This window comes from Runella zeae DSM 19591 (assembly GCF_000423565.1).
Lineage (GTDB): Bacteria > Bacteroidota > Bacteroidia > Cytophagales > Spirosomataceae > Runella > Runella zeae.
Genome location: NZ_AUIF01000059.1, coordinates 1 through 20,175, shown reverse-complemented (window position 1 = coordinate 20,175; position 20,175 = coordinate 1). Strand labels below are relative to the sequence as shown.

The 20,175-nt window shown below is 41.6% G+C and carries 14 protein-coding genes; 7 read left to right on the top strand and 7 right to left on the bottom strand.

The window, feature by feature from the left end; translation table 11 throughout:
- Positions 1 to 123 precede the first annotated feature (123 nt).
- A complete protein-coding gene (locus tag G563_RS0115930) occupies positions 124 to 444 on the top strand; it encodes a DciA family protein (RefSeq protein ID WP_028666192.1) in 321 nt (106 codons plus the stop codon).
- Positions 445 to 508: 64 nt separating this feature from the next.
- Here G563_RS0115930 and G563_RS34955 read toward each other — a convergent pair whose 3' ends face one another.
- The 5 genes from G563_RS34955 to G563_RS0115905 all read right to left on the bottom strand — a co-directional run bounded on the left by G563_RS34955 (position 509) and on the right by G563_RS0115905 (position 10,327).
- The gene (locus tag G563_RS34955; RefSeq protein ID WP_037327130.1) at positions 509 to 3,121 is read right to left on the bottom strand and encodes a glycoside hydrolase family 95 protein; all 2,613 of its coding nucleotides are present in this window, start codon (positions 3,119 to 3,121) and stop codon (positions 509 to 511) included.
- 66 nt (positions 3,122 to 3,187) lie between these two features.
- Complete coding sequence (locus G563_RS0115920; protein ID WP_028666191.1) at positions 3,188 to 4,909, bottom strand: RagB/SusD family nutrient uptake outer membrane protein; 1,722 nt, start codon at positions 4,907 to 4,909, stop codon at positions 3,188 to 3,190.
- A 12-nt stretch (positions 4,910 to 4,921) separates the two neighbouring features.
- Positions 4,922 to 8,272, bottom strand: coding sequence for a SusC/RagA family TonB-linked outer membrane protein (locus G563_RS0115915; RefSeq protein WP_051211015.1), 3,351 nt, complete (start codon positions 8,270 to 8,272; stop codon positions 4,922 to 4,924).
- A 245-nt stretch (positions 8,273 to 8,517) separates the two neighbouring features.
- Complete coding sequence (locus tag G563_RS37060) at positions 8,518 to 9,534, bottom strand: FecR family protein (RefSeq protein ID WP_084650881.1); 1,017 nt, start codon at positions 9,532 to 9,534, stop codon at positions 8,518 to 8,520.
- 220 nt (positions 9,535 to 9,754) lie between these two features.
- Positions 9,755 to 10,327, bottom strand: a complete 573-nt coding sequence (locus G563_RS0115905) for an RNA polymerase sigma factor (RefSeq protein ID WP_028666188.1) — start codon at positions 10,325 to 10,327, stop codon at positions 9,755 to 9,757.
- A gap of 301 nt (positions 10,328 to 10,628) precedes the next feature.
- Here G563_RS0115905 and G563_RS0115900 point away from each other — a divergent pair, with 301 nt between their 5' ends.
- From G563_RS0115900 to G563_RS0115880, 5 genes are all read left to right on the top strand, one after another.
- Complete coding sequence (locus G563_RS0115900) at positions 10,629 to 11,567, top strand: hydrogen peroxide-inducible genes activator (RefSeq protein ID WP_028666187.1); 939 nt, start codon at positions 10,629 to 10,631, stop codon at positions 11,565 to 11,567.
- A gap of 172 nt (positions 11,568 to 11,739) precedes the next feature.
- Positions 11,740 to 12,834: a sensor histidine kinase gene (locus tag G563_RS0115895; protein WP_063828413.1), complete on the top strand. Its 1,095-nt coding sequence runs from the start codon at positions 11,740 to 11,742 to the stop codon at positions 12,832 to 12,834.
- A gap of 4 nt (positions 12,835 to 12,838) precedes the next feature.
- Positions 12,839 to 13,561 (top strand): LytR/AlgR family response regulator transcription factor, encoded by a 723-nt coding sequence (locus G563_RS0115890; protein ID WP_028666185.1) that lies wholly within the window; start codon positions 12,839 to 12,841, stop codon positions 13,559 to 13,561.
- Between the two features lie 235 nt (positions 13,562 to 13,796).
- Positions 13,797 to 16,085, top strand: coding sequence for a GH92 family glycosyl hydrolase (locus G563_RS0115885; protein WP_051211017.1), 2,289 nt, complete (start codon positions 13,797 to 13,799; stop codon positions 16,083 to 16,085).
- Positions 16,086 to 16,179: 94 nt separating this feature from the next.
- Entirely contained in the window at positions 16,180 to 17,232 is a 1,053-nt protein-coding gene (locus tag G563_RS0115880) for a VOC family protein (protein WP_028666183.1), read from the top strand.
- Positions 17,233 to 17,312: 80 nt separating this feature from the next.
- Here the strand turns inward: G563_RS0115880 and G563_RS0115875 are convergent, their stop codons facing one another.
- Positions 17,313 to 17,768, bottom strand: coding sequence for a hypothetical protein (locus G563_RS0115875; protein WP_157585374.1), 456 nt, complete (start codon positions 17,766 to 17,768; stop codon positions 17,313 to 17,315).
- A 152-nt stretch (positions 17,769 to 17,920) separates the two neighbouring features.
- On the opposite strand from G563_RS0115875, the gene G563_RS34945 reads away from it, so the two are divergent.
- Positions 17,921 to 19,582: a T9SS type A sorting domain-containing protein gene (locus tag G563_RS34945; RefSeq protein ID WP_051211013.1), complete on the top strand. Its 1,662-nt coding sequence runs from the start codon at positions 17,921 to 17,923 to the stop codon at positions 19,580 to 19,582.
- Between the two features lie 272 nt (positions 19,583 to 19,854).
- Here G563_RS34945 and G563_RS39215 read toward each other — a convergent pair.
- Positions 19,855 to 20,175, bottom strand: a 321-nt coding sequence (locus tag G563_RS39215) for a transposase (protein WP_211235280.1), incomplete at its 5' end; no start/stop codon positions are given.

Genomic DNA, 20,175 nt, shown 5'->3' with positions numbered 1-20,175 from the left:
GATAATGCAATATTACGGCGCAATGAGCTTAATCCAAAATAATTTCTAAAAAAGTCTATCAGCTAGTCTATGCTTAGGGGGATATTCGTAAATTTGTAGGGTCAATGCTTTGCCCTTTTAGTTATGATTTATAGATTCAAAAAAGAAAATGCTGCCCGCCGCCCTGGCGTAACCACCGTAGGCGAAGCTATTAATAAAATGCTTGAAACTTATCGTCTCCGTTCGCAATTTGACGAATCGGCGGTGAGGGTGTATTGGGAAAAATTGGTGGGGAAAGAAATTTCGACCCGTACCAATGAAATATATGTAAAAGATAAAATCCTCTTTTTGCGGCTTACTTCGGCTCCTTTGGCCAACGAACTCGTCATTGCTAAACGCAAACTTATTGATTCACTTAATCGGGAGTTTGGCTATGAACTTATCACTGATATAGTGTTTATCTGAGATTTTCAACCAAAAAATGGGAATAACGAATTAGGCGAGGTTTCATGAAACCTCGCCTAATTCGTTATAAATGAATGGTATAATTTTTTCCTGCCTCCGTTTTGAACTCTTGTACGATGCCATCTACCGTAAGTATAGGTGCTTGTAACGACGCATTGACAATGAGCGGTTTTCCGGGATTGATAAAGTTGAAAAGGGAATTTGGATTGGAGGTCTTGTCCACAACAGCTGCGGGGACTGAGACAATTGCCTGACTTGAAGTCCGAATTCGACAATTACCTCCTAGAGTAGAAGTTATTTTGGCCGTTTTGAGCAGTCCTTTTTCCCATTCCAAATCTATGATAAATCCTCCTCGTGCTTTCAGACCCGTTATTTTACCTGTGTTCCAAATTTTCGGCAATGCGGGCAATAAATGTATTTCACCCGCATGACTTTGCACGAGCATTTCGACAATGCCGGCGGTGGCACCGAAGTTTCCGTCAATTTGAAAAGGAGGACACGAATCAAAAAGATTGGGATAGGTACTACCATTGAAATTTTGGCGGTCATTTTCTTTGATAAGGGTCAATAAATTAGACAGAAGCGTATAGGCTTTGTCTCCATTGTAAAGCCGTGCTTGTACATTGAGTTTCCAGCCCATCGACCAGCCGGTGGCCTTATCGCCGCGCCGTTCCATAGTGCGGCTCACCGCTGCGGCTAGTTCGGGCGTAGTGATAGGATTGATTTGATTGCTTGGATGAAAAGCATAAAGGTGTGAGATATGTCGGTGTTCTTTTTCGCTATCTTCAAAATCTGCCGACCACTCTTGCAGATGACCGTATTTGCCAATTTGATAAGGAAGAAGGCGCTTTAGTTTGTCGGCTATTTCGAGGGCTAGCGGGTCTTGAATATTTAAGATTTTAGTGGCTTCGAGGTAGCGCTCAAACGACTCTCGGATGATAGCCATATCCATCGTGGGGCCTTGGCTAAAGGTCGCAATTTTGTCACCGTCGTATTTGAAATTGTGCTCGGGTGAATGCCCCATTGGAGTTACCAAATACCCTTGGGCATTGGGCACTAGCCAATCTTTGTAAAAAAGCACAGCACCTTTCAAGAGGGGGAAAGTTTCGTTACGTAAAAACTGAACGTTGCCCGTAAAAAGATAATGTTCCCACAAATGACTCACAAACCAGCCTGCGGCCATCGGCCAAAACGAACAATTGCAAATGTCAATCGGCTCGGCATGACGCCAAATATCCATATTGTGATGCCCTACCCACCCTTGGTTGCCGTACATAGTTTGGGCGGTTTTGTTGCCGTTGATAGAGAGTTCTTTAATAGCTCTAAAAAAAGGTTCCTGACATTCGGAAAGATTGGTGAGCTCGGCAGGCCAATAATTCATTTGGGCGTTGATATTGGTGGTGTAGGCGCCATTCCAAGGAGGAATAACTTGGTCGTTCCAGATACCTTGCAAATTGAGTGGTTGACCACCCGGACGAGAGCCTGCTATCATTAGATACCTTCCAAACTGAAAATGCAAAGCCGCCAAAGAGGGGTCTTGGCCATTTTTAAAGCGCATGATGCGTTGGTCAGTAGTAAGTGCCGACTGTGCCGTAGGTTTTTCGATTTGAATTTTAACTCGATTGAATAATCGATGATAGTCAGCGAGATGTGTTTGTTTTAAGAGTGTGAAGTTTTTACTGGTCGCTTTGTTTAAATAGCCATTTGCTAATTTGGAAGCATCGAGACCTTCAGTAGCAGGGCTTTTGTCGAAGCCATTATAACTAGAGGCGGCACTCAACACGATCACTATTTCAGTGGCATTTAAAATTTGGATATGGTCTTTTTCATAGGTGATTTTACCATCGCATTTAAGAATTTTTAGGCGGGTATCAAAGCTCATTCCTAAACCATTGGCGTCTGCTCCGTACAAGATGCGGTCGGCATTAGGATAAGGGGCGTTATCTTTATCAAAGATTTCGGGATATTTATATTGGTCCCCTTCTTTTTGGATTTGGGGTAAAGTACGCCTAACAACAAAACCAGGTACTTTGCCATTCATAATCAACTGTTGAGAGGTTGTTTTGAAGGTAGTAGTAGGAGTATGAGGCGTCGAAAAATACACTTTTCCATTTATTTTTTCGGGGCCTTGCGCGTTCAATTTCATCACAAGAGCATGGTCAGGATAGCTCATAAAATATTCCCGCGTGAAGCGCGTCCCCTTGTATTGATACTCCACGAAGGTAGTAGCGGTCGACAAATCGAGCGAGCGTTTGTAGGCAGTGACGGGAGCTTTATGATCAAAATCTATCCACAAGTCTCCCATCGGCTGGTAGCTTTGGTGATTGCGGCCAAGCCATTCTTTATGAATCAGATTTTGAGCTTCGAGATAAAGCCCTTTTTTCAGCAGTGAATCTACCGTTCGGAAGTATTTGCGGATGTTGATACTTTTAAAAGTACCTTTAGGATCTCCTGAGTATAGCGTTGATTCGTTGAGTTGCAGATGTTCCTGAGTTGTTCCCCCAAATACCATCGCGCCCATATAGCTATTGCCCAGAGGTAAAGCCTCCGTCCAAACTTCGGCGGGTTTGTCATACCAAAGCTTATCGTCTTGAGATGGTATAGAAATGGAGCTGTTTTGTTGGGCAATCAGAGAAGAGCCTATACAAAACATAATTAAAAATAAAACTTGCTTCATGATAAAAAAAGTAAGAGAGTAGAAAAATCCCCTGAGAAAACATGGTCTCTCAGGGGCAAAATGGTGCTAATTATAGCCAGGGTTTTGTTCGATTTTACCATTCACATTCCGTTCTATTTCCGAATACGGAATCGGCCAGAGATTATGATATTCCTCAATGGACAGGCCTGATTTTTCATTGTATTTTTTGGTACGTTCAAAAAGTTTGCCCATGCGGGTGAGTGTCACCATGCGGAGTTCTTCACCGTACAATTCTCGCAGACGTTCGTCCAGTAAAAAATCAAGGGTAGCCTCGCTTGCCGTAATGAGAGAAGTCTTGGCTCTGGCTCTAATCACATTGATATCGGTTGCCGCCGCCGCATTATCACCTTTTAAAATATTGGCTTCGGCTCTTAAGAGGTAGGTTTCGGCCAAACGCATCAGGTATTGGTCTCTAAACATATCTTGACTAGCATTGAGCAAGAGTTTGCCACCAAAAGGAGAAACGAGAGCATTGCCCGAAGCATCTTTGCTGACGACTTGGTCAGGGAAATCGCCTTCCGACATTGTCACTTTTTTCAAAATTGGAAACCAGTTACGGATAGTGTCTCCAAAATTGACCACCTTCGCTTTGTATCCATCTTTAACATACCACTTTCCATAATCTGGCGAGGTAGGTGCGACACCATCGATTTGAAAATCTCTGATGATATTGTATTCAGAATTACGAATATCGTTTTTACTGTTTTGCCAAATATTGTACAAAAAGTGAGAGGTGGGGCGCATCCAGCCTACTCCTCGACCGGCTAGTTTGTCGTTGAATGCTTTGATAGCAGATACGCTTTGTTCGACTCCATTTACTTTTGTGCGGATAGTGAGGCTTCCCATGTTGGGAATCAGCGCCCATTGAATAATATCTCTTTGGGTAGAGGCTGGATTTAAGTAATCAGACTGTATCACATATAGTCCTTCGCGATTCCCGCTACTTCGATTGAAATTATTGGCTTCAAAAAGATCCCGATACACATCACCTGGGCGATTGGCATGGCGGCCAAAACGCTCGGTCATGAGTTTTACACCTGAATAATTGATTACTTGGGTGGCGGTATTGATTGCCTCATTGTACTGTTTCAAAGAAATGTAAATTTCAGTCAAAAGGTGCTGGGCAGCTTGTTTGTTGACGGCTCCGTCTTTTACTTGGTCCACGTTTCCAAGGCTAGCAATGGCCTCCTCCAAATCAGTTTTGCATTGGGAATAGACTGCGTCGCGGGTAGCTCTGACGTAGTCGCGGCGAGGAACTTTGATTTCTTCTATTACCAAAGGTACACCTCCGAAGAGATTAGCCAGTATTTTGTAAGACCATGCTCTAAAAAATAAAGCTTGTGCCCGAAATGACTTCTTTTCTGTCTCCGATAGTTTGCTAGAAGCGGGAGCGCGGTCTATGACGACGTTGGCATTAGAAATGATGACATAAAGAGCCTCCCAAATAACCTGCGGAACGTTGAAAGTAGGAACCATGGTGTTTTTATAATCATTGAGCTTTACGGCTGGATTATAATCGGTGCCATTGACCGCAAAATCCGTGGCATAGCGAAATGCAAAGTTGGCGTCTAAGTTGATTCCGCCAAACAAGGTGAATCTCAGTCGATTGTGAAGGTAATTAATCGCTGCTTCAAATTGTGGTCGGTTTTCTAGGGAATTGCCAGGGGTATAAAAATCCAAGGGTTCTTCTTCGAGAAATGTTTTCTCATTACAAGAAATCGTGCTTCCTAGAAGCAAGATGCATATATAAAAAGCTATTTTTTTCATGAGTAAAGTATTTTAAAATTCAATGTTTAAACCTACGGTGTAGCTTCGAAGAAGAGGATAGGCCGATACATCAAGCCCAGAGCCAGTCTCAGGGTCCCAGCCATCCCAATCGCTAAGAGTTACTAAGTTTTTGCCATTTAAGAATAACTTAGCTCGATTGAGTTTTACCTTTTGAAGCCATACTCTAGGCACTGAATAGGAGAGGGTTACGTCTTGCAATCTTACAAAACTTCGCTGGATATAAGGTGAGAATGTTTCGCCCAGAGCCACGGTATAATATCCGATTTGGCGGTAGCGGGCATTGGGGTTTTCGGGAGTCCAATAGTCAAATTTAAACAAATTGGAACCATAAATATTATCTGGATTGGCAAGAGAAGAGCCGGGTTGTCCATAATAATAGTTTTTCCCACCTTGAATTGAATTTATGAAAAACTTAAACTCCCAATCTTTGTATTTGAGGGTATTGAAAATACTAAAACGATATGAAGGGTCGGTATAGCCCAGAATTTTGCGGTCGGCGGCGGCGGTGTAGGCTTTGTCGCCGTTGATATCTTCAACTTTATAAGTCCCATAGGTAAAACCACTCGGAATAAGCCCCGCCTCTCTATCAGCTAGTTGCCACATGCCTATAATATTGAAATCGTAAGCCACTCCGTAAGGATGATTGATGAAGATTTTGGAAGAAATCAAATCATCTTCTTTACCGTCTTTGTTGTTGTCAAGCCCTAGAATACTCATTACTTTGTTGCGGTTGCGGGCAAAATTGAATGTTACATCCCACCGAAAATCCTTTTTCTGCACAGGTACTCCTGTGAGCGTGATTTCTTGACCATTGTTTTTTAATTTCCCGATATTGGTCGGAGTAGAAGTAAAACCATTGAGAGAAGGGATATTGATATTAAAAAGCAAGTCGTGGGTATTGGAATTATAATATTCAAAACTTCCTGATAGGCGATTTTTAAATAAAGAAAAATCGGCTCCAATATTGAGCGAACGGGTAGATTCCCATTTAAGGTCGCTATTGGCAAGGCTAGTCATATTTTGGCCAATCTGAGCAGCAGCGCCATCCCCAAACAAATAGCCATTGGCTACAGAAGAGCCAATTTTGGCTAAGGTTTGATAACGATCTATGGTTCTGTTTCCGTTGACACCATAAGATACCCGTAGTTTGAGCTCGTCAATCACCCTAACGTTGTCTTTTATGAAACGTTCTTCGCTTAGCCACCAAGCAAAAGCCGCCGAGGGAAAGACCCCAAATTTGTTGTTGGGACCAAATCCAGAGAAGCCGTCTTTTCGTACAGTGGCCGTGAGGATGTAGTTGTTTTTGTAAGTATAGCTCAGCCTTAGCATTTGGTAAAGGCTAGACTCTTTCCAAGCCGTAGAATTGGTAGTTTGCAAACCTGCCTGACCCGCATCCAGTTTGTTGTAACCAAGGATATTATTGGCAAATTGGATAGCAGTAGCCGTCGTGTTTTCAAAACTTCTTTGCTCAATACCATACACAAAGGTTCCGTTGAGGGCATGGTCTCCAAAGGTATTTTGATACGAGACGATATTGTCGAGGGTCATTAAATGTTGGGATGAATTGAGCTTCGACGCTTCTCCCGTAAAGTTTTGGGCGTATGAATTAAAATTATAGGTTTTGCCCTCTATCAGGTTTTGTGAATAATTGAGGCGATAGCTAAGCCCTTTGATAAAAGGGATATTGATATCGGCATAAATCAACCCAAATAAATTGTTGCGTTTATCGAGGTTATCTTGGTCCATTTGTAAAAAAGGATTTAAAATCCCTCGATAAGGTTGTAGGATGTATCCCCCATTGGCGTCTAAGTAAGGTATTTGGGGAGGAAGCTGAATGACATTGCCCACCGAAGGAGATACATTGGAGTAGTTGCTAATTCCCATAAAGGATTGTATCCCTACTTTCATCCAATTCGTAACTTTGGTATCAAGGTTGATACGAAAATTGTAGCGTTTGTAGCTATCATTGATGACTATATTGTCTTGATTGGTATATCCCAACGAAAAGAAATAAGAACTCAAGTCGCTTCTACCACTGATGCTTACGTTGTGGTTTTTGATAGAGGGGTTTTTGTTGGTCAGCAAATTCCACCAATTGGTTTCCACTCCATTTTGATACCCTGCCAAAATATCAGGACCAAAAAATTTGCTGGTAGGATCCCACTTGGGATTCATGGTAAGCATATCGGTGCCAGTGCGGCTCTCGTTCAGAAAGCGATCACCAATACGGCGAATAAACCCAGCACCATCTTCAGGTAGCATGGCTTTGTTTGAGACTTGCTGAATCGAATACGACGTACTGTATTCAATGGTCGGTTTTTTCTGGTTTTTGCCGGTTTTGGAAGTAATCAAAATCACGCCATTACTTGCCTGCGAACCGTAAATAGCCGCCGCACTAGCATCTTTGAGTACATCAATAGAAGCGATGTCGTTGGGGTTGATATCTACTAAATTGCCTCGGTAGATGATACCGTCCAAAACGATGAGGGGAGAAGTGCCGCCAGAAATGGAGTTTCGTCCTCTGATAGAGATAGAAGGGTCGCTACCTGCTTGAGTCACAGCCCCAACGTTTAGGCCGGGTACGGCTCCTTGGAGGGATTGTAAAATACTGACATTGGGTGACTCGCTAAAAGACTCAATATTGGCTCTCACAACGGCACCCGTCACATCCCGCTTTTTGGCTGTTCCGTACCCTACTACTACTACCTCTTGCAGGGCTTTTTCATCGGCTTTGAAGGTGACGTTTAAGACGGTGCGATTGCCTACTTCGATTTCCTGCGTTAGGTATCCAACGTACGAAAACACCAAGACGGCATTACCATCTGGTACCGAAATGCTGTATTCGCCCGAAGGACTAGTGACAGTACCTTTGGTGGTACCCTTTTGGACGATACTTACGCCGGGCAACCCTTCTCCTTTATCATCGGTTACTTTTCCCGTAATAGTAATATCTATGTATTTGACTGTTTCAATACTCGGCACCGTGATAGACTCTTCTAGGCGTTTGGCTTGATTTTTACTTTTTACGTAGATGAGTACCATTTTGTCGTTGACTTGCCTGAACGAAAGTCTGGTGTTTTTGAGAGCAGTGGTCAATATATCTTGTACATTGTGGACACCTTTGTAAATCGTAATGTCTCTGATAGCTTCCACTTCTTCGACAGGCAATACGAACGAAAGTTGCGTTTTTTTCTCAATGTCTTTCAATACTTGAGAAAGGCTCGCTTTTTGCGCTTCAAACTGAATGATTCTATCCGCCAGCTTTTGTCCTTTACTGTCAAATGCCATCAGCATTTGCATCGTACACAACAGGAGTGCTAAATTGATTAAACTTACCTGCATGACAAATCGAAGGGTTTTTCGTTTTTTTTCAGAGCATAGAGTATTTGTCTCTATCCTGAATTTGGATAAAAATAAATGCATAACTTTGTTTGTTTTTAATAGTTGTTTGGACTACTTAATGACGCAGGTCATCTGACTCCTACCTCAGATGGCCTTTTTTTATTGGGTAGGGAAACGGCACTTGGGTTTTACATAGGCAATTTGACGTTTGAGAGTTAGTAATTTTTTAAAGGTTAGAGAATGTCTTATTTACAAGGGTAGCCACCCGTAATGATAATCTGGTCTTTGTCTCGCTCAAATTCGGCTTGGCGTGCTCCACAAATGAGCGTCAGGATTTCGTCTAAGCTTTCGTCGTTAAGAAAGGACGCTCGGATACGGCAATCATTGATTTCGGTATTTTCGATTTTAATAGATGTTTTGAAACGTTTCTCCAAAAGATGAATGGCATCCGTAAAAGTGATGTCATCCATGATTAAGCTGTTGGCTTTCCAAGTAAGGGATTGTTCTGCTTGGATACTTTGCTGCTGAAAATCAGCCGATTTCTTATTGACGGAGATTTGCTGATTGGGTTTTAATATTCCCAAAATTTTATCTTTCTTCTCCACTTGGACCATACCTCTAGTCACGGTTACGATGACTTTGTCATTGTGAGAATTGATATTAAAAGCAGTTCCTAAAACTTTGGTTGTGATATCGCCGGTGTGTATGATAAATGGATGTAAGGGGTCTTTTTTTATGTCAAAAAATGCCTCACCACTCAAAAATATTTCGCGTTGATTTTTGAAGTTGTTGAAGTAAGTAAGCGTGCTTTCAGAATTGAGGAGTACTGTACTTCCGTCTGGCAAATAGATAAACTCTTTGTTGGTATAAGTGAATTTTTGAGGTGTTGGTGGAGGTGTTTGTTGGGCAATTGGTTGATTCGGAGGTGATTGGATTCGGAGGTATATTCCTAAGCCCAAAACAATCGCCGCCGCTGCTGCCCACCAAAAATAAGATAAGCGTTTCTGAACAGGAAGCGGTTGTGTGGAAGCGCTAGGGTGCTGTGTCAGAATTTCTTGAATTATTCGTTCCGAATCAAGCTCTTTGGGAGGATTCAGAACTGGCTGAGATAACTCGTTTGTGAGGGTGTGGGCAATGTCACGTTGGAGAATTTCGTCAAATTGATTGCTTACAAGCAGGCCCATGAGTTCCGTTTTTTCGGTCTCAGAGAGGGTTTTGTTTTTATGCTTGTCTAATAAGTAAATAAATCTTTCTTTCATCATGGTATAGGTCAAATATGGTAAAAATAGGTGTGTACTTTTATTGAGAATAGTTGGTGTTATTCTAATATATCCCTTAGAGTCATATTGAAGGGAGGAAGGGACAGTCGAATTTGACTTTTTTTTGAAAATATTTTATTTATCCTGCTTTTAGTAACAAAGAGGAATGGGTAAGTGTCAGAAAATGAGAGCAATTGGGGCTTTGTGTCGCTGCCCGATTTTTTTAATTAGAAAAAAAATGAAGGAGGATAAAAGAAGCTAAATGGGGAGCTAGGTGTTTTCTGACAAATTTAAGCGCTCTCACCATGTGATTTTTAACAGTTCCTTGAGACAGGTTGAGGTGATGAGCGATGTCTTCGTGGCTCATGTTTTGCATCTTGCCTAAAATAAAGACCGTTTTTTGTTGGGGAGGAAGCTGTTCGACTGCTTCCAACAGCAGCTCGTCGAGTTGTTGGGAGTCGAGGGTCACTTCTGTGAAGTTGGTGTCTAACTCAAGCTGCGATAAGTAAGTTTGTTGTTGGTGCTGTTCGAAGGCTATTTTTTTCAATTCACGGAAAGTATGATTTTTGGTCATCACTACCAGATAGCTTTCAAGGTTTTGTATATCGGTGAGTGAGGTGCGATTGAGCCATATCTTGGTAAATACTTCTTGGACTACATCTTGCGCAAGATTTTCAGAATGAAGGTACTTATTAGCCGTTCGATAAACGCATGCAAAATAGCGTTCGTAGAGCAATCTAAACGATTGTTCGCACCCATTTGAAAGTTGTTTGATTAGGTAGTCGTTGTCTATCATTACTACAAATCCTATGAACGATTATTACTTAAACCTCAAAACTTCTTGTCGGGTAAAGGTACAATAAGGTTTAAATTTAGCATAATTATTAGATAAATTAGTGATTATTTTGTTTTTCGTTTTGGGATATTTGTACGATAAGGTTGACTAAAATAGTCGGCTAAGGATTACGAATGCTGGTAAGAGTGCGCGTCGTACAGGGTGAGAAGTGAGTATTTAGAGCCCCAAATGTAGAATATGTCTATCTTTGTTTTAAATAATCAACTTTATCAAGAGTTGACGAAATAAAGGAGAATTGAATATGACTTTTGTACAACTTGAGTACTTAGTAGCCTTAGATACTTATCGGCATTTTGCCACGGCAGCCGAAAATTGCTTTGTAACGCAGCCCACGCTTAGTATGCAAATCCAAAAATTAGAGGACGAATTGGGCGTAAAACTTTTTGACCGTAGCAAGCAGCCCGTAGTACCTACCGAAATCGGAGAGGCCGTGATTCGTCAAGCGAGGGTATTACTAAGAGAAGCCCTCAAAACCCGTGAGATTGTGGATGAGCATCGGGGAATTGTAGCGGGTGAAATACGAATAGGGATTATCCCCACTTTGGCCCCTTACCTTCTGCCTCTTTTCTTAGCTAATTTTATCCAAAAATATCCTCACGTTAAAGTCAAAATCAAAGAACTGACGACCGAGAATTTATTGGCGAAATTGAACAAGGATTTGATTGATGTGGGGATTGTGGCTACACCACTGCACGATGAAAGGGTTTTTGAAGAACCGCTTTTTTACGAAGAATTTGTGGCGTATGTGTCTGAAAATGAGATTGCTTATCAAAAAGAGTTTTTGCTTTCAGAAGATATTGACTTGAGTCGTCTATGGCTTTTAGAAGAGGGGCATTGTTTTCGAGGGCAAATCCTCAATATTTGCGAGCTCAGGAAGCAAAACCCTGTAAATCGTAATTTTGAATATGAATCCGGGAGTATCGAAACGCTCAAGCGCATGGTAGAGTCGTATGGGGGAGTCACAATCCTGCCTGAACTGTCGCTGACCGACTTGTCAGAGACCCAACTTCAACAAGTGAGACAGTTTCACAACCCTAAACCGATAAGAGAAGTGAGCCTAGTCACGCTACGGCATCATTTGCGGCGCGGGCCTATTGAGGCTATGAAAGCCGAAATATTGGCCGTCATTCCTGAAAAAATGAAGCAACCTCATCAGCGGAAATTAGTAGAGTTGGGATAACTGAGAGCTAATTTCGTCTAAAAATTTGAGCGAAACGTCGCTTCGTAGGTAAGCGGTATTTAAACTTTTACTAACTTTCAATTAATAGAATAAAGATTTAAAAAATATATACTTGCTAGAAAATGTCTCTCGGCAGGTATTTTACCTCCTTCCTTATCTTAATTGAATAAGTATGTTATCCCAGAGCCTAGTTAATCAAACTCTTTCGTTACCGACCTCCACCCGAAAAATCCGATGGCGACAAGTACTAGTGGTCGTTACTCATATTTTCTTTTGGGCCTGTTTTATTTTCTTGCCTTTTATTCTGATACAGTCGCAGCAGCCCTCAGTGGATAGCCAACCCAGGCTTACGGCTGAGCAGCGTGATCGGATATGGCAATTGACTTTTTATTTTGGACAGTTTTTTTCGGTATTGTTGTTTTACTGTAATTCCGAAATTTTACTTCCCAAAGTTTTTAAAAAGCATGGGTTAGGAATCTATCTTTTAATCATCTTAGTGACCCTGATTTTGGTACTTACCATTACCTATTTTTTTAGGTATTGGTTGATGGGCTTTGCACCTCGTACATGGTTTACGTATTCTACTTTTTATTCGTTGATTTCGGTGATTGGGATTAGTACCTGTTTTCAGCTTTTGAGTGATTACCAACGAGAGCATAGACTTCAAAATGAGCGTGAAAAAGCCCGCCTTCAGTCTGAACTATCTTTTTTGCGCTCGCAAATTAGCCCGCATTTTATGTTCAATCTCATGAATAGTTTGGCGGCTTTGGCACGAAAAAAATCGGATTTGTTGGAGCCTATGATTGTAAAAATGTCGGATTTGCTTCGATATATGCTCTATGATTCTGATGATGCCAAAATCCCCCTCGACAAAGAAATCAACTACCTTAAAAGCTACGTAGAGCTACAGCAGATGCGTTTTGGCAACAAGGTAAAAGTCGATATGGATTTTGATGCGCTACTGCAAGGCATGGCTTTAGAGCCCATGCTTCTGATACCCTTTGTGGAAAATGCCTTCAAACACGGCACTGGGCTTATCAAAGAGCCTGCTATCCAAATTGCCCTTTCTACTGAGTCAAAAAAATTAAGATTTAGAGTACAAAATCGCTATAATAGTGAATTTAGCGGTAGTAAAGACAATAGCTCAGGGATTGGATTGGCCAATGTCAAGAGGCGTTTGGAATTACTTTATCCTGATACACATACCCTAAAAATCTCAAAGGATAAAAGTATGTTTATAACTGATTTAGAAATTATTTTGAAGTAAACCTATGCAAAAACTACGTTGTATTGCCGTTGATGATGAACCCTTAGCCCTCGAACTGTTGGAAGATAATATTCGACAAGTTCCTTTTCTAGAATTGGTGGGTAGTTGTCACGATGCTTTTGAGGTCATGGATTTGCTTCATGAACAAGAACAGACTGTTGACTTACTCTTTCTTGACATCCAAATGCCAGGCATTACCGGAATTCAATTTTTGAAATCTCTACAAGGCCAATCTTCCTCTCCTATGGTGATTCTTATCACGGCTTATGAAGAGTATGCCATTGAGGGATTTGATTTGGATGTGGTCGATTATATGCTCAAACCTGTCGCTTTCGAACGCTTTTTGAAAGCCGCTAACCGTGCTTATGAGTTGTTTAGATTGCGCCAACAAACTCCGGTGGAAGTTACGGCGACTCATTTTTTTGTGAATGCTAATTATGCCCTTGTCAAGATTAGATATGATGAAATTATGTATATCGAAGGTCTTAAAGATTATGTTAAGATATACGTGACGTCGGCGAGGCATCCGGTGATTACCCGCATGACTCTGAAGGGAATAGAGCAAAAATTGCCTTCTCAAGATTTTATGCGGATTCATAAATCATATATTGTATCTCTTGACAAAATTCAATCGGTTCGTAATCTTAAAATTCATATCGGAGAGGCGATTATTCCAGTAGGAGAGCAATACGTAGAAGATTTTATGAAGGCTATCGGCGAAAACTAAATTTGACTTCTCCGAAGTTATTATTCTACTAACAGCATTTTCTTATAATAAACACTCGACTTCGGAGACGTCAGACATAGGCTTGATAGAGGAGAGCATCAGAAGACATTGCTTAAATACAAATCAGAAGGTTTTTTTAAGAATCATCTAAATTTGAGAAAATTCAGGTTTCAAATTAATTTCCTTTACAGTAAAGAAACCGAATCTTGTTGTTTTTATGGTTAAAGCCATTTTCATGAACCGTTTTTGTTACTTTTTGTTTGTTACCCTTCCTTGTTTTGCCCAAAAAACGCCTATTCAATATGTCAATCCGCTGATAGGCTCGGCACCAGCAGCTACCGAAAGTGCCCGCCGACATAGTGAAGCGGCAAGTGAGCTAAGAGGGCAGATTTCGCCTGCTATCGGGTGGCCTCATGGCATGACTACTTGGACACCACAGACCCGAGCTACCGAAACAAAGTGCATTGCTCCCTATTATTATAACGATACCAAAATCAATGGTTTTCGAGGGACTCATTGGCTCAATGGTAGTTGCGTACAGGACTATGGTAGCCTGACAATCATGCCTTTTGCGGGAAATCTCCAAGTTAGTCCAGCTGAAAGGGCTTCGACTTATTTGCATAGTCAGGAAGTTGCTACGCCGGCATATTATAGTGTCGAATTACAAGATTTGGACATCAAAGCCGAATTGACAGGGGCGCAGCGGACAGGTTTTCTTCAGTTTACTTTTCGCAAAAATGAACCCGCCTATATTCTCATTGAGCCTAACAGCGATGAAGGAGAAGGAACCGTAGAAATCAATCCAGAGCGACAAGAAATCATCGTTACTAATCCCGTGCACCGTATTTATCAAGGCAATGGCCAATCGGCTGGTTTTAGTGGGTACTATGTGATTACCTTCGAAAAACCCTTTAAATCATATGGTGTATGGAAATCTAACGATGTAAAAAAAGGGCAAAAGCTAGCCAAAGGGACTAAAAAAGGTGAAAATGTAGGTGGTTTTGTAGAGATAGATCTCAACTCCAATCGGGTAGTAAAGGTGAAAGTAGGCTCTTCTTTTGCCCATGTCGAAGGAGCGAGAAAGAATCTATTGGCTGAAATAAAAGATTGGGATTTTGTCTCGACCCAACAACAAGCCGAAAAAGCTTGGAATCAGGAACTAGACAAAATTTTAGTGCAGGGAAATGAGTCTGACAAAGTGAAATTTTATACTGCCCTCTACCATACCAAACAAACTCCCCGTCTCTTTTCGGATGTGGATGGTAGTTATCCTGGGTTTGCAGAAAACGACCAAATTCAGAAGACCAACGGCTTTGATTACTATTGTGATTTTAGTCTTTGGGATACTTTTCGTGCTGCTATGCCTCTACATGTGCTGCTACAGCCGGAGCGCTCAGCTAATTTTATGCAATCGCTTGTAGTCAAAGCCGAGCAGGGTGGTTGGATGCCCATCTTTCCGTGTTGGAATCATTACACAGCTGCTATGATTGGTGACCACGTGGGTGCCGTAATGGCCGATGCGTATGTGAAAGGAGTCAGAAAATTTGACGTAGAAAAAGCTTATTTGTATCTTCGTAAAAATGCTTTTGTGCCAAACCCCGATCCCAAAAGCTATGAAGCGGGGAAAGGCCGCCGCGCTTTGGATAGTTATTTGAAATACAACTATGTACCTCTTGAAGACTCGGTGTGGCAGGCGTTTCATAAACGCGAACAAACCTCTCGTACCCTAGAATACGCTTATGATGATTTTTGTGTGGGACAGTTGGCCAAAGCACTGGGCAAAAAACAAGATTATACTTTGTTGAGCAAAAGAGCGTTGAATTATCAGAATGTAATAAACCCTTCTACAGGCTGGGCACGTGGCCGACATGCCGACGGGCGTTGGAGTCAAAACTCAGATCCCTTTGCGCTTCGTACTTCTTACATTACGGAAGGCTCGCCTGCGCAGTACACGTGGTTTGTGCCGCATGATGTAGCAGGACTTATGAAGCAAGTGGGTGGAAAAGAGCGTTTTGTGGCAAAATTAGATACGATGTTTGAGCAGGGAAAATATTGGCATGGCAACGAGCCGGGTCATCATACTGTATATTTGTACGCTTTTGCAGGAGTACCTTGGAAAACTCAACGGTGGGTAAGGCAGCTCATCAACGATGAGTACACTACTGGTGCAGGAGGCTTGAGTGGCAACGAAGACGGCGGACAAATGTCGGCATGGTTGGTATTTAGTATGATGGGATTTTATCCAGTATGTCCCGGAAAACCGTACTATATCATAGGTAGTCCTAGTTTTGACGAAATTTCGGTTAAAACTCGCTCAGGCAACACCTTTAAAATAAAGGTGTTGGACAACGCTCCCAAAAATTGTTATATTGGCTCTGCGGTTTTGAATGGAAAAACGTATGATAAAGCTTATATTTCACATCAGCAAATAGAACAAGGAGGCGAGTTGGTGTTGAAAATGCAATCAGCTCCCAATGCCGCATGGGGGAATAGTGTTGCTGAATTGTCTTCTGATTTTAAATAAAAGAAAGATGGTTGTAGTGCCGAAACAACCACAATATTTCTTTATATCGAATAACATAACTTGTACTTAACAAACTTTCTTACATCTAACCTCTATGAATAAGTTAATTAGTGGAATCCAGCAAGTGGGGATTGGAGTGCCGAATGCCGATGAAGTGTGGAAATGGTATCGAAAAACGCTGGGATTGAATGTGCCAATTTTTAATGATGAAGCGGATGCCAAACTCATGACCAACTATACATCGGGAGAGGTACGCCGTCGTCATGCCATTATGGCCTTAAATATGGCAGGAGGTGGGGGAGTGGAAATTTGGCAGTACAAAAATCGCATTCCTGTCGAACCTTCTTTTGTGCCTGAATTGGGTGACCTTGGGATTTTTTCAATCAAAATAAAAAGCCTTGATGTAACAAAATTTCATGGGCAATTGATGTCTTCTGAGGCCAAATCGTCGCTGGTAAATTCGCCCGAAAATCAGCCTTATTTTTGGCTAAACGACTGCCGTAGTAATCCCCTGCAAATCGTACCTAACGAGTCATGGTTTAAACCCAATGGTTTCTTGACGGGGGGCGTATGTGGCGCTGTAATTGGGGTAAGTGATATTGACAAAGCCATAAAGTTTTATGCCAATACATTACAGATTGACCAAGTCGTTTATGATAAAACCGGCACTTTTGAAGATTTTAAATTTTTGAATGCTCATCAGCAACGTTTCCGTAGGGTATTGTTGCGTAAACATTTGGGCAAAGACGGAGCTTTTGGAAAGCTATTGGGGGGAATCGAAATCGAATTAGTTCAAGCTCTTGACCGCAAACCCCGCAAAATTTTTGAAAACCGTGATTGGGGCGATGCTGGATTTATTCATTTGTGTTTTGACGCTCTTGATATGGACGCTCTCAAAACTCGTTGTGAAAAAAATGGCTTTCCTTTTACCGTCGATAGTGCCGATTCGTTTGATATGGGAGAGGCAGCAGGAAGATTCTCGTATGTAGAAGACCCTGATGGCACGTTGATTGAGTTTGTGGAAACCCACCGTGTGCCTATCCTAAAAAAATTCGGCATCTATTTGAATCTCAAAAAGCGTAAAAAACAAACACATTTGCCTGATTGGATGGTCGCTACGCTTGGGTGGAGCAAAGTGAAAGATTAATTGTTTTTAAGATATACTTCACAAGAAAAGGGACGGTCATAGCGACCGTCCCTTTTCTTGTGAGGTGATTCAGGAAATGATTATAGCGCAGGTACTAACTCTAGGTTCACTTCAAATTTTATTCCGTTGTATTCCATTGTGTTACGGAGACTCATGCTTGAGCGTTCCAACTTATTGATAGGATATTTACCTTTAAAATCTTTTCCTAAATCTATATTAAGCGCTTTGGCATCATCCAAAAAATCCCAAGAACCTCCGTTGACCACTGTGCGGGCGATAGGGTCAATGGCGCGAACTGTCTTATCTTCACTAAATAAGATATTTACCCCAAAAAAGCTTTTTCCTTCGGGGGGAAGTAAATTTGGGTTGATGACATTCCCATTCAAATCCGTAATTTTGTCTAACTTCCACGGGTTGGTCGTTAAAACTCTTGTCGTAGTTTCGGAGTCTGTGGGCGTAACGTCGCTACTTTGGCGGTTACAACCTCCCAAAGCAAACGCGAGCAATACCGCACAAATGGACATTAGTTTTTTCATAGCTTTCATTTACAGGTTATATTTGGTACCAAATTTAGCACTTTTCTCTGATTATTGTTTAATTCAAAAGCGTAAATGTTTTCGTTGATTGTAGCTTATGGTTCTGATAAATAAGTGCTTAGGTTGTTTAAATTATCAATAAATTTTTAGATATGCGATATAATTTATGTGGCTTGGTTGCGGCGGCTTTGATGTGTTTTTCCACTTCTTTTGCGCAAGATTGTCCATCACCTTTGACTTGGAAGCCTGTTGAAAGTAATAACGTTATTGAATGGGAAAAATTTCCTGAGTTTTCGCTTCCTTTTACGCTTGTTTATGAAGGCCCTCGCTTCGGTGATAGCCGCTCGCTGCCTTTGAGTCGTGGGTTTAGTCATTTGGCTACTTTTTCCGGAAATGAAGGGGCCACATTGCCTGCTACGAAAAGGGCGATTACGTGGTATCATATTGCAACCGATGTAAGTAGTCAACCGTGGGCAGAGCGTACCCTAGAAAGTCCTTGGGGGAATGATTTGACTCAATACCGAAACTCGTGGAATAGCCAATTGCGTGGCTATGCTAATATTTTTAATGATACACAAGGTTCTGACCGTCCTGCCTACGACATTGTGGCGTTTGATATTGAGCGAATCCATGATACCGACCGCGAAATACTAGGCATTAAAACCAATGCCCGCGTACCGGCTAATTATCGTAATTTATCTGATAATCAGTTTGTTGATAGGTATAAAAAAGATATTCAAAAGCTCTATGCGGCTCCGGGAGAATACTTCCGAACCCTCGCACCTGCTTCTACCAAGTTGGGTAGCTACAGCGATGTGTTGATTCGGGGTAGTTTTAATAATTGGCTTGCCATGACGCTAACCCCTTGGAAAGATTGGACGACCGACCCCAATTTGGTACTCCATGTGATGCGCGACACAATCACAGGAAAAGTAGGAGGGCCGTTTTATAATCAGCTCAATTTCCTGACGCCTTCTTGCTATTATTATTATGATTACAATACATCCCCCTTGGGTAAAGATTACTTATCCTATCTGCTCTTTGTGGTAGAAGCCAATCGTGCTTGGTCCGACAAGCCCGTGATTCCTTTTGTATGGCTTCGCTACCATGATGCTTTCAATCCCACTATTCCGTTCGTGCCAAACTTTGTGGCAGAAGCTACGGCTATATTTCCTTTTTTCTCAGGCGCCAAAGGGCTTTGGCTTTGGGAAGGCCCCGTGGCAAGCCGCCAAGATAACTATGCAGTTTACGAACATTTTATTGCGGGACTGCACCGCTTGTCTCAGTTTAAAGGATTTTTTGAAGGAAATTACGAATTAGTCATTCCCCAACCAGCGGTGGAGTCGGCACGTACCAAATCACCTCTATGGCGTGGTGCCATCAAAGGAGATGAAATTTTGATTGCGGCCCAAAATCCCTATACGACCTCCGATACCCAAGTCACTGAAGTGAAGCTTTCGTATCAAAACTGGCAAAAGACGATTACGCTAAAAGGGAGAGAAGTTTTTTTATGCAAGTTTGAATACAACACCATTTCGTCGGTAAAGCCACTCTCTCTTACCAATCTTCAAGTAGCCCCTAATCCTGTCCGTAGTGATGTTATCAATTATCAGTTTGAAAGCCTAACTAGCATGACAGGTACTGTATCGCTACTTGATTTGACTGGAAGGATACTTCAACAAGAGCCCCTCAATGTAAATGTGGGTAAACAAGAACGCTTTTTGAAAGCTAATTTTTTGCCCTCAGGTATGTATGTTTTGCAAGTGCAGGCGGGAGCCTATCGTTTGAGTCAACATGTAGTAGTGGCAAAGTAAAATCCGAAAAATTGTACTCTCAAAGGGCCTAGTTGTAAAAGCTACTATCGGAATGTAAATACGCCCAATTAAAGCAACACGGCTTTAATTGGGCGTTTGAATCATAACTTTTAAAGTAGGGTAAAAGTCTATCAATTTTCTGATTACTAACAAAGTGTAATAAATACCTGCTTAGTAATTTTGAGCATCAATATTACGTCACAAAGGAATTGATTATTTTCTAAATAAAATGAGGCCGTCTCAAAAGCAATTTTGGGACGGTCTCTTTGATTTTAAGCAGCAAGCGGCTGATTTTGTCTAAATTTTTGTTGTGGTAAAGATAAAATGGTTGTTTTTTGCAATTTCGACTGTTTCTGCGGTTTATTTTTCACTTTTTCGTTCTTTGGGGCATCTTTATAGGCTTTTTTCCTCAGATTGTGGGCAATACAAGCCAGCCCAACTTCAATTTCTACCTTAGCTAAGCCTTTTAGACGTAGCCTTTTGAAGTTGTGGTTGGATTTTATCTGCCCGAAGGTGGCTTCTACATCTTGGGGTCGTTGTTTTCGATGTTTGATTCCTTCTTCTGAATTTAGTTTTTCTCTTATTTTCTCTTT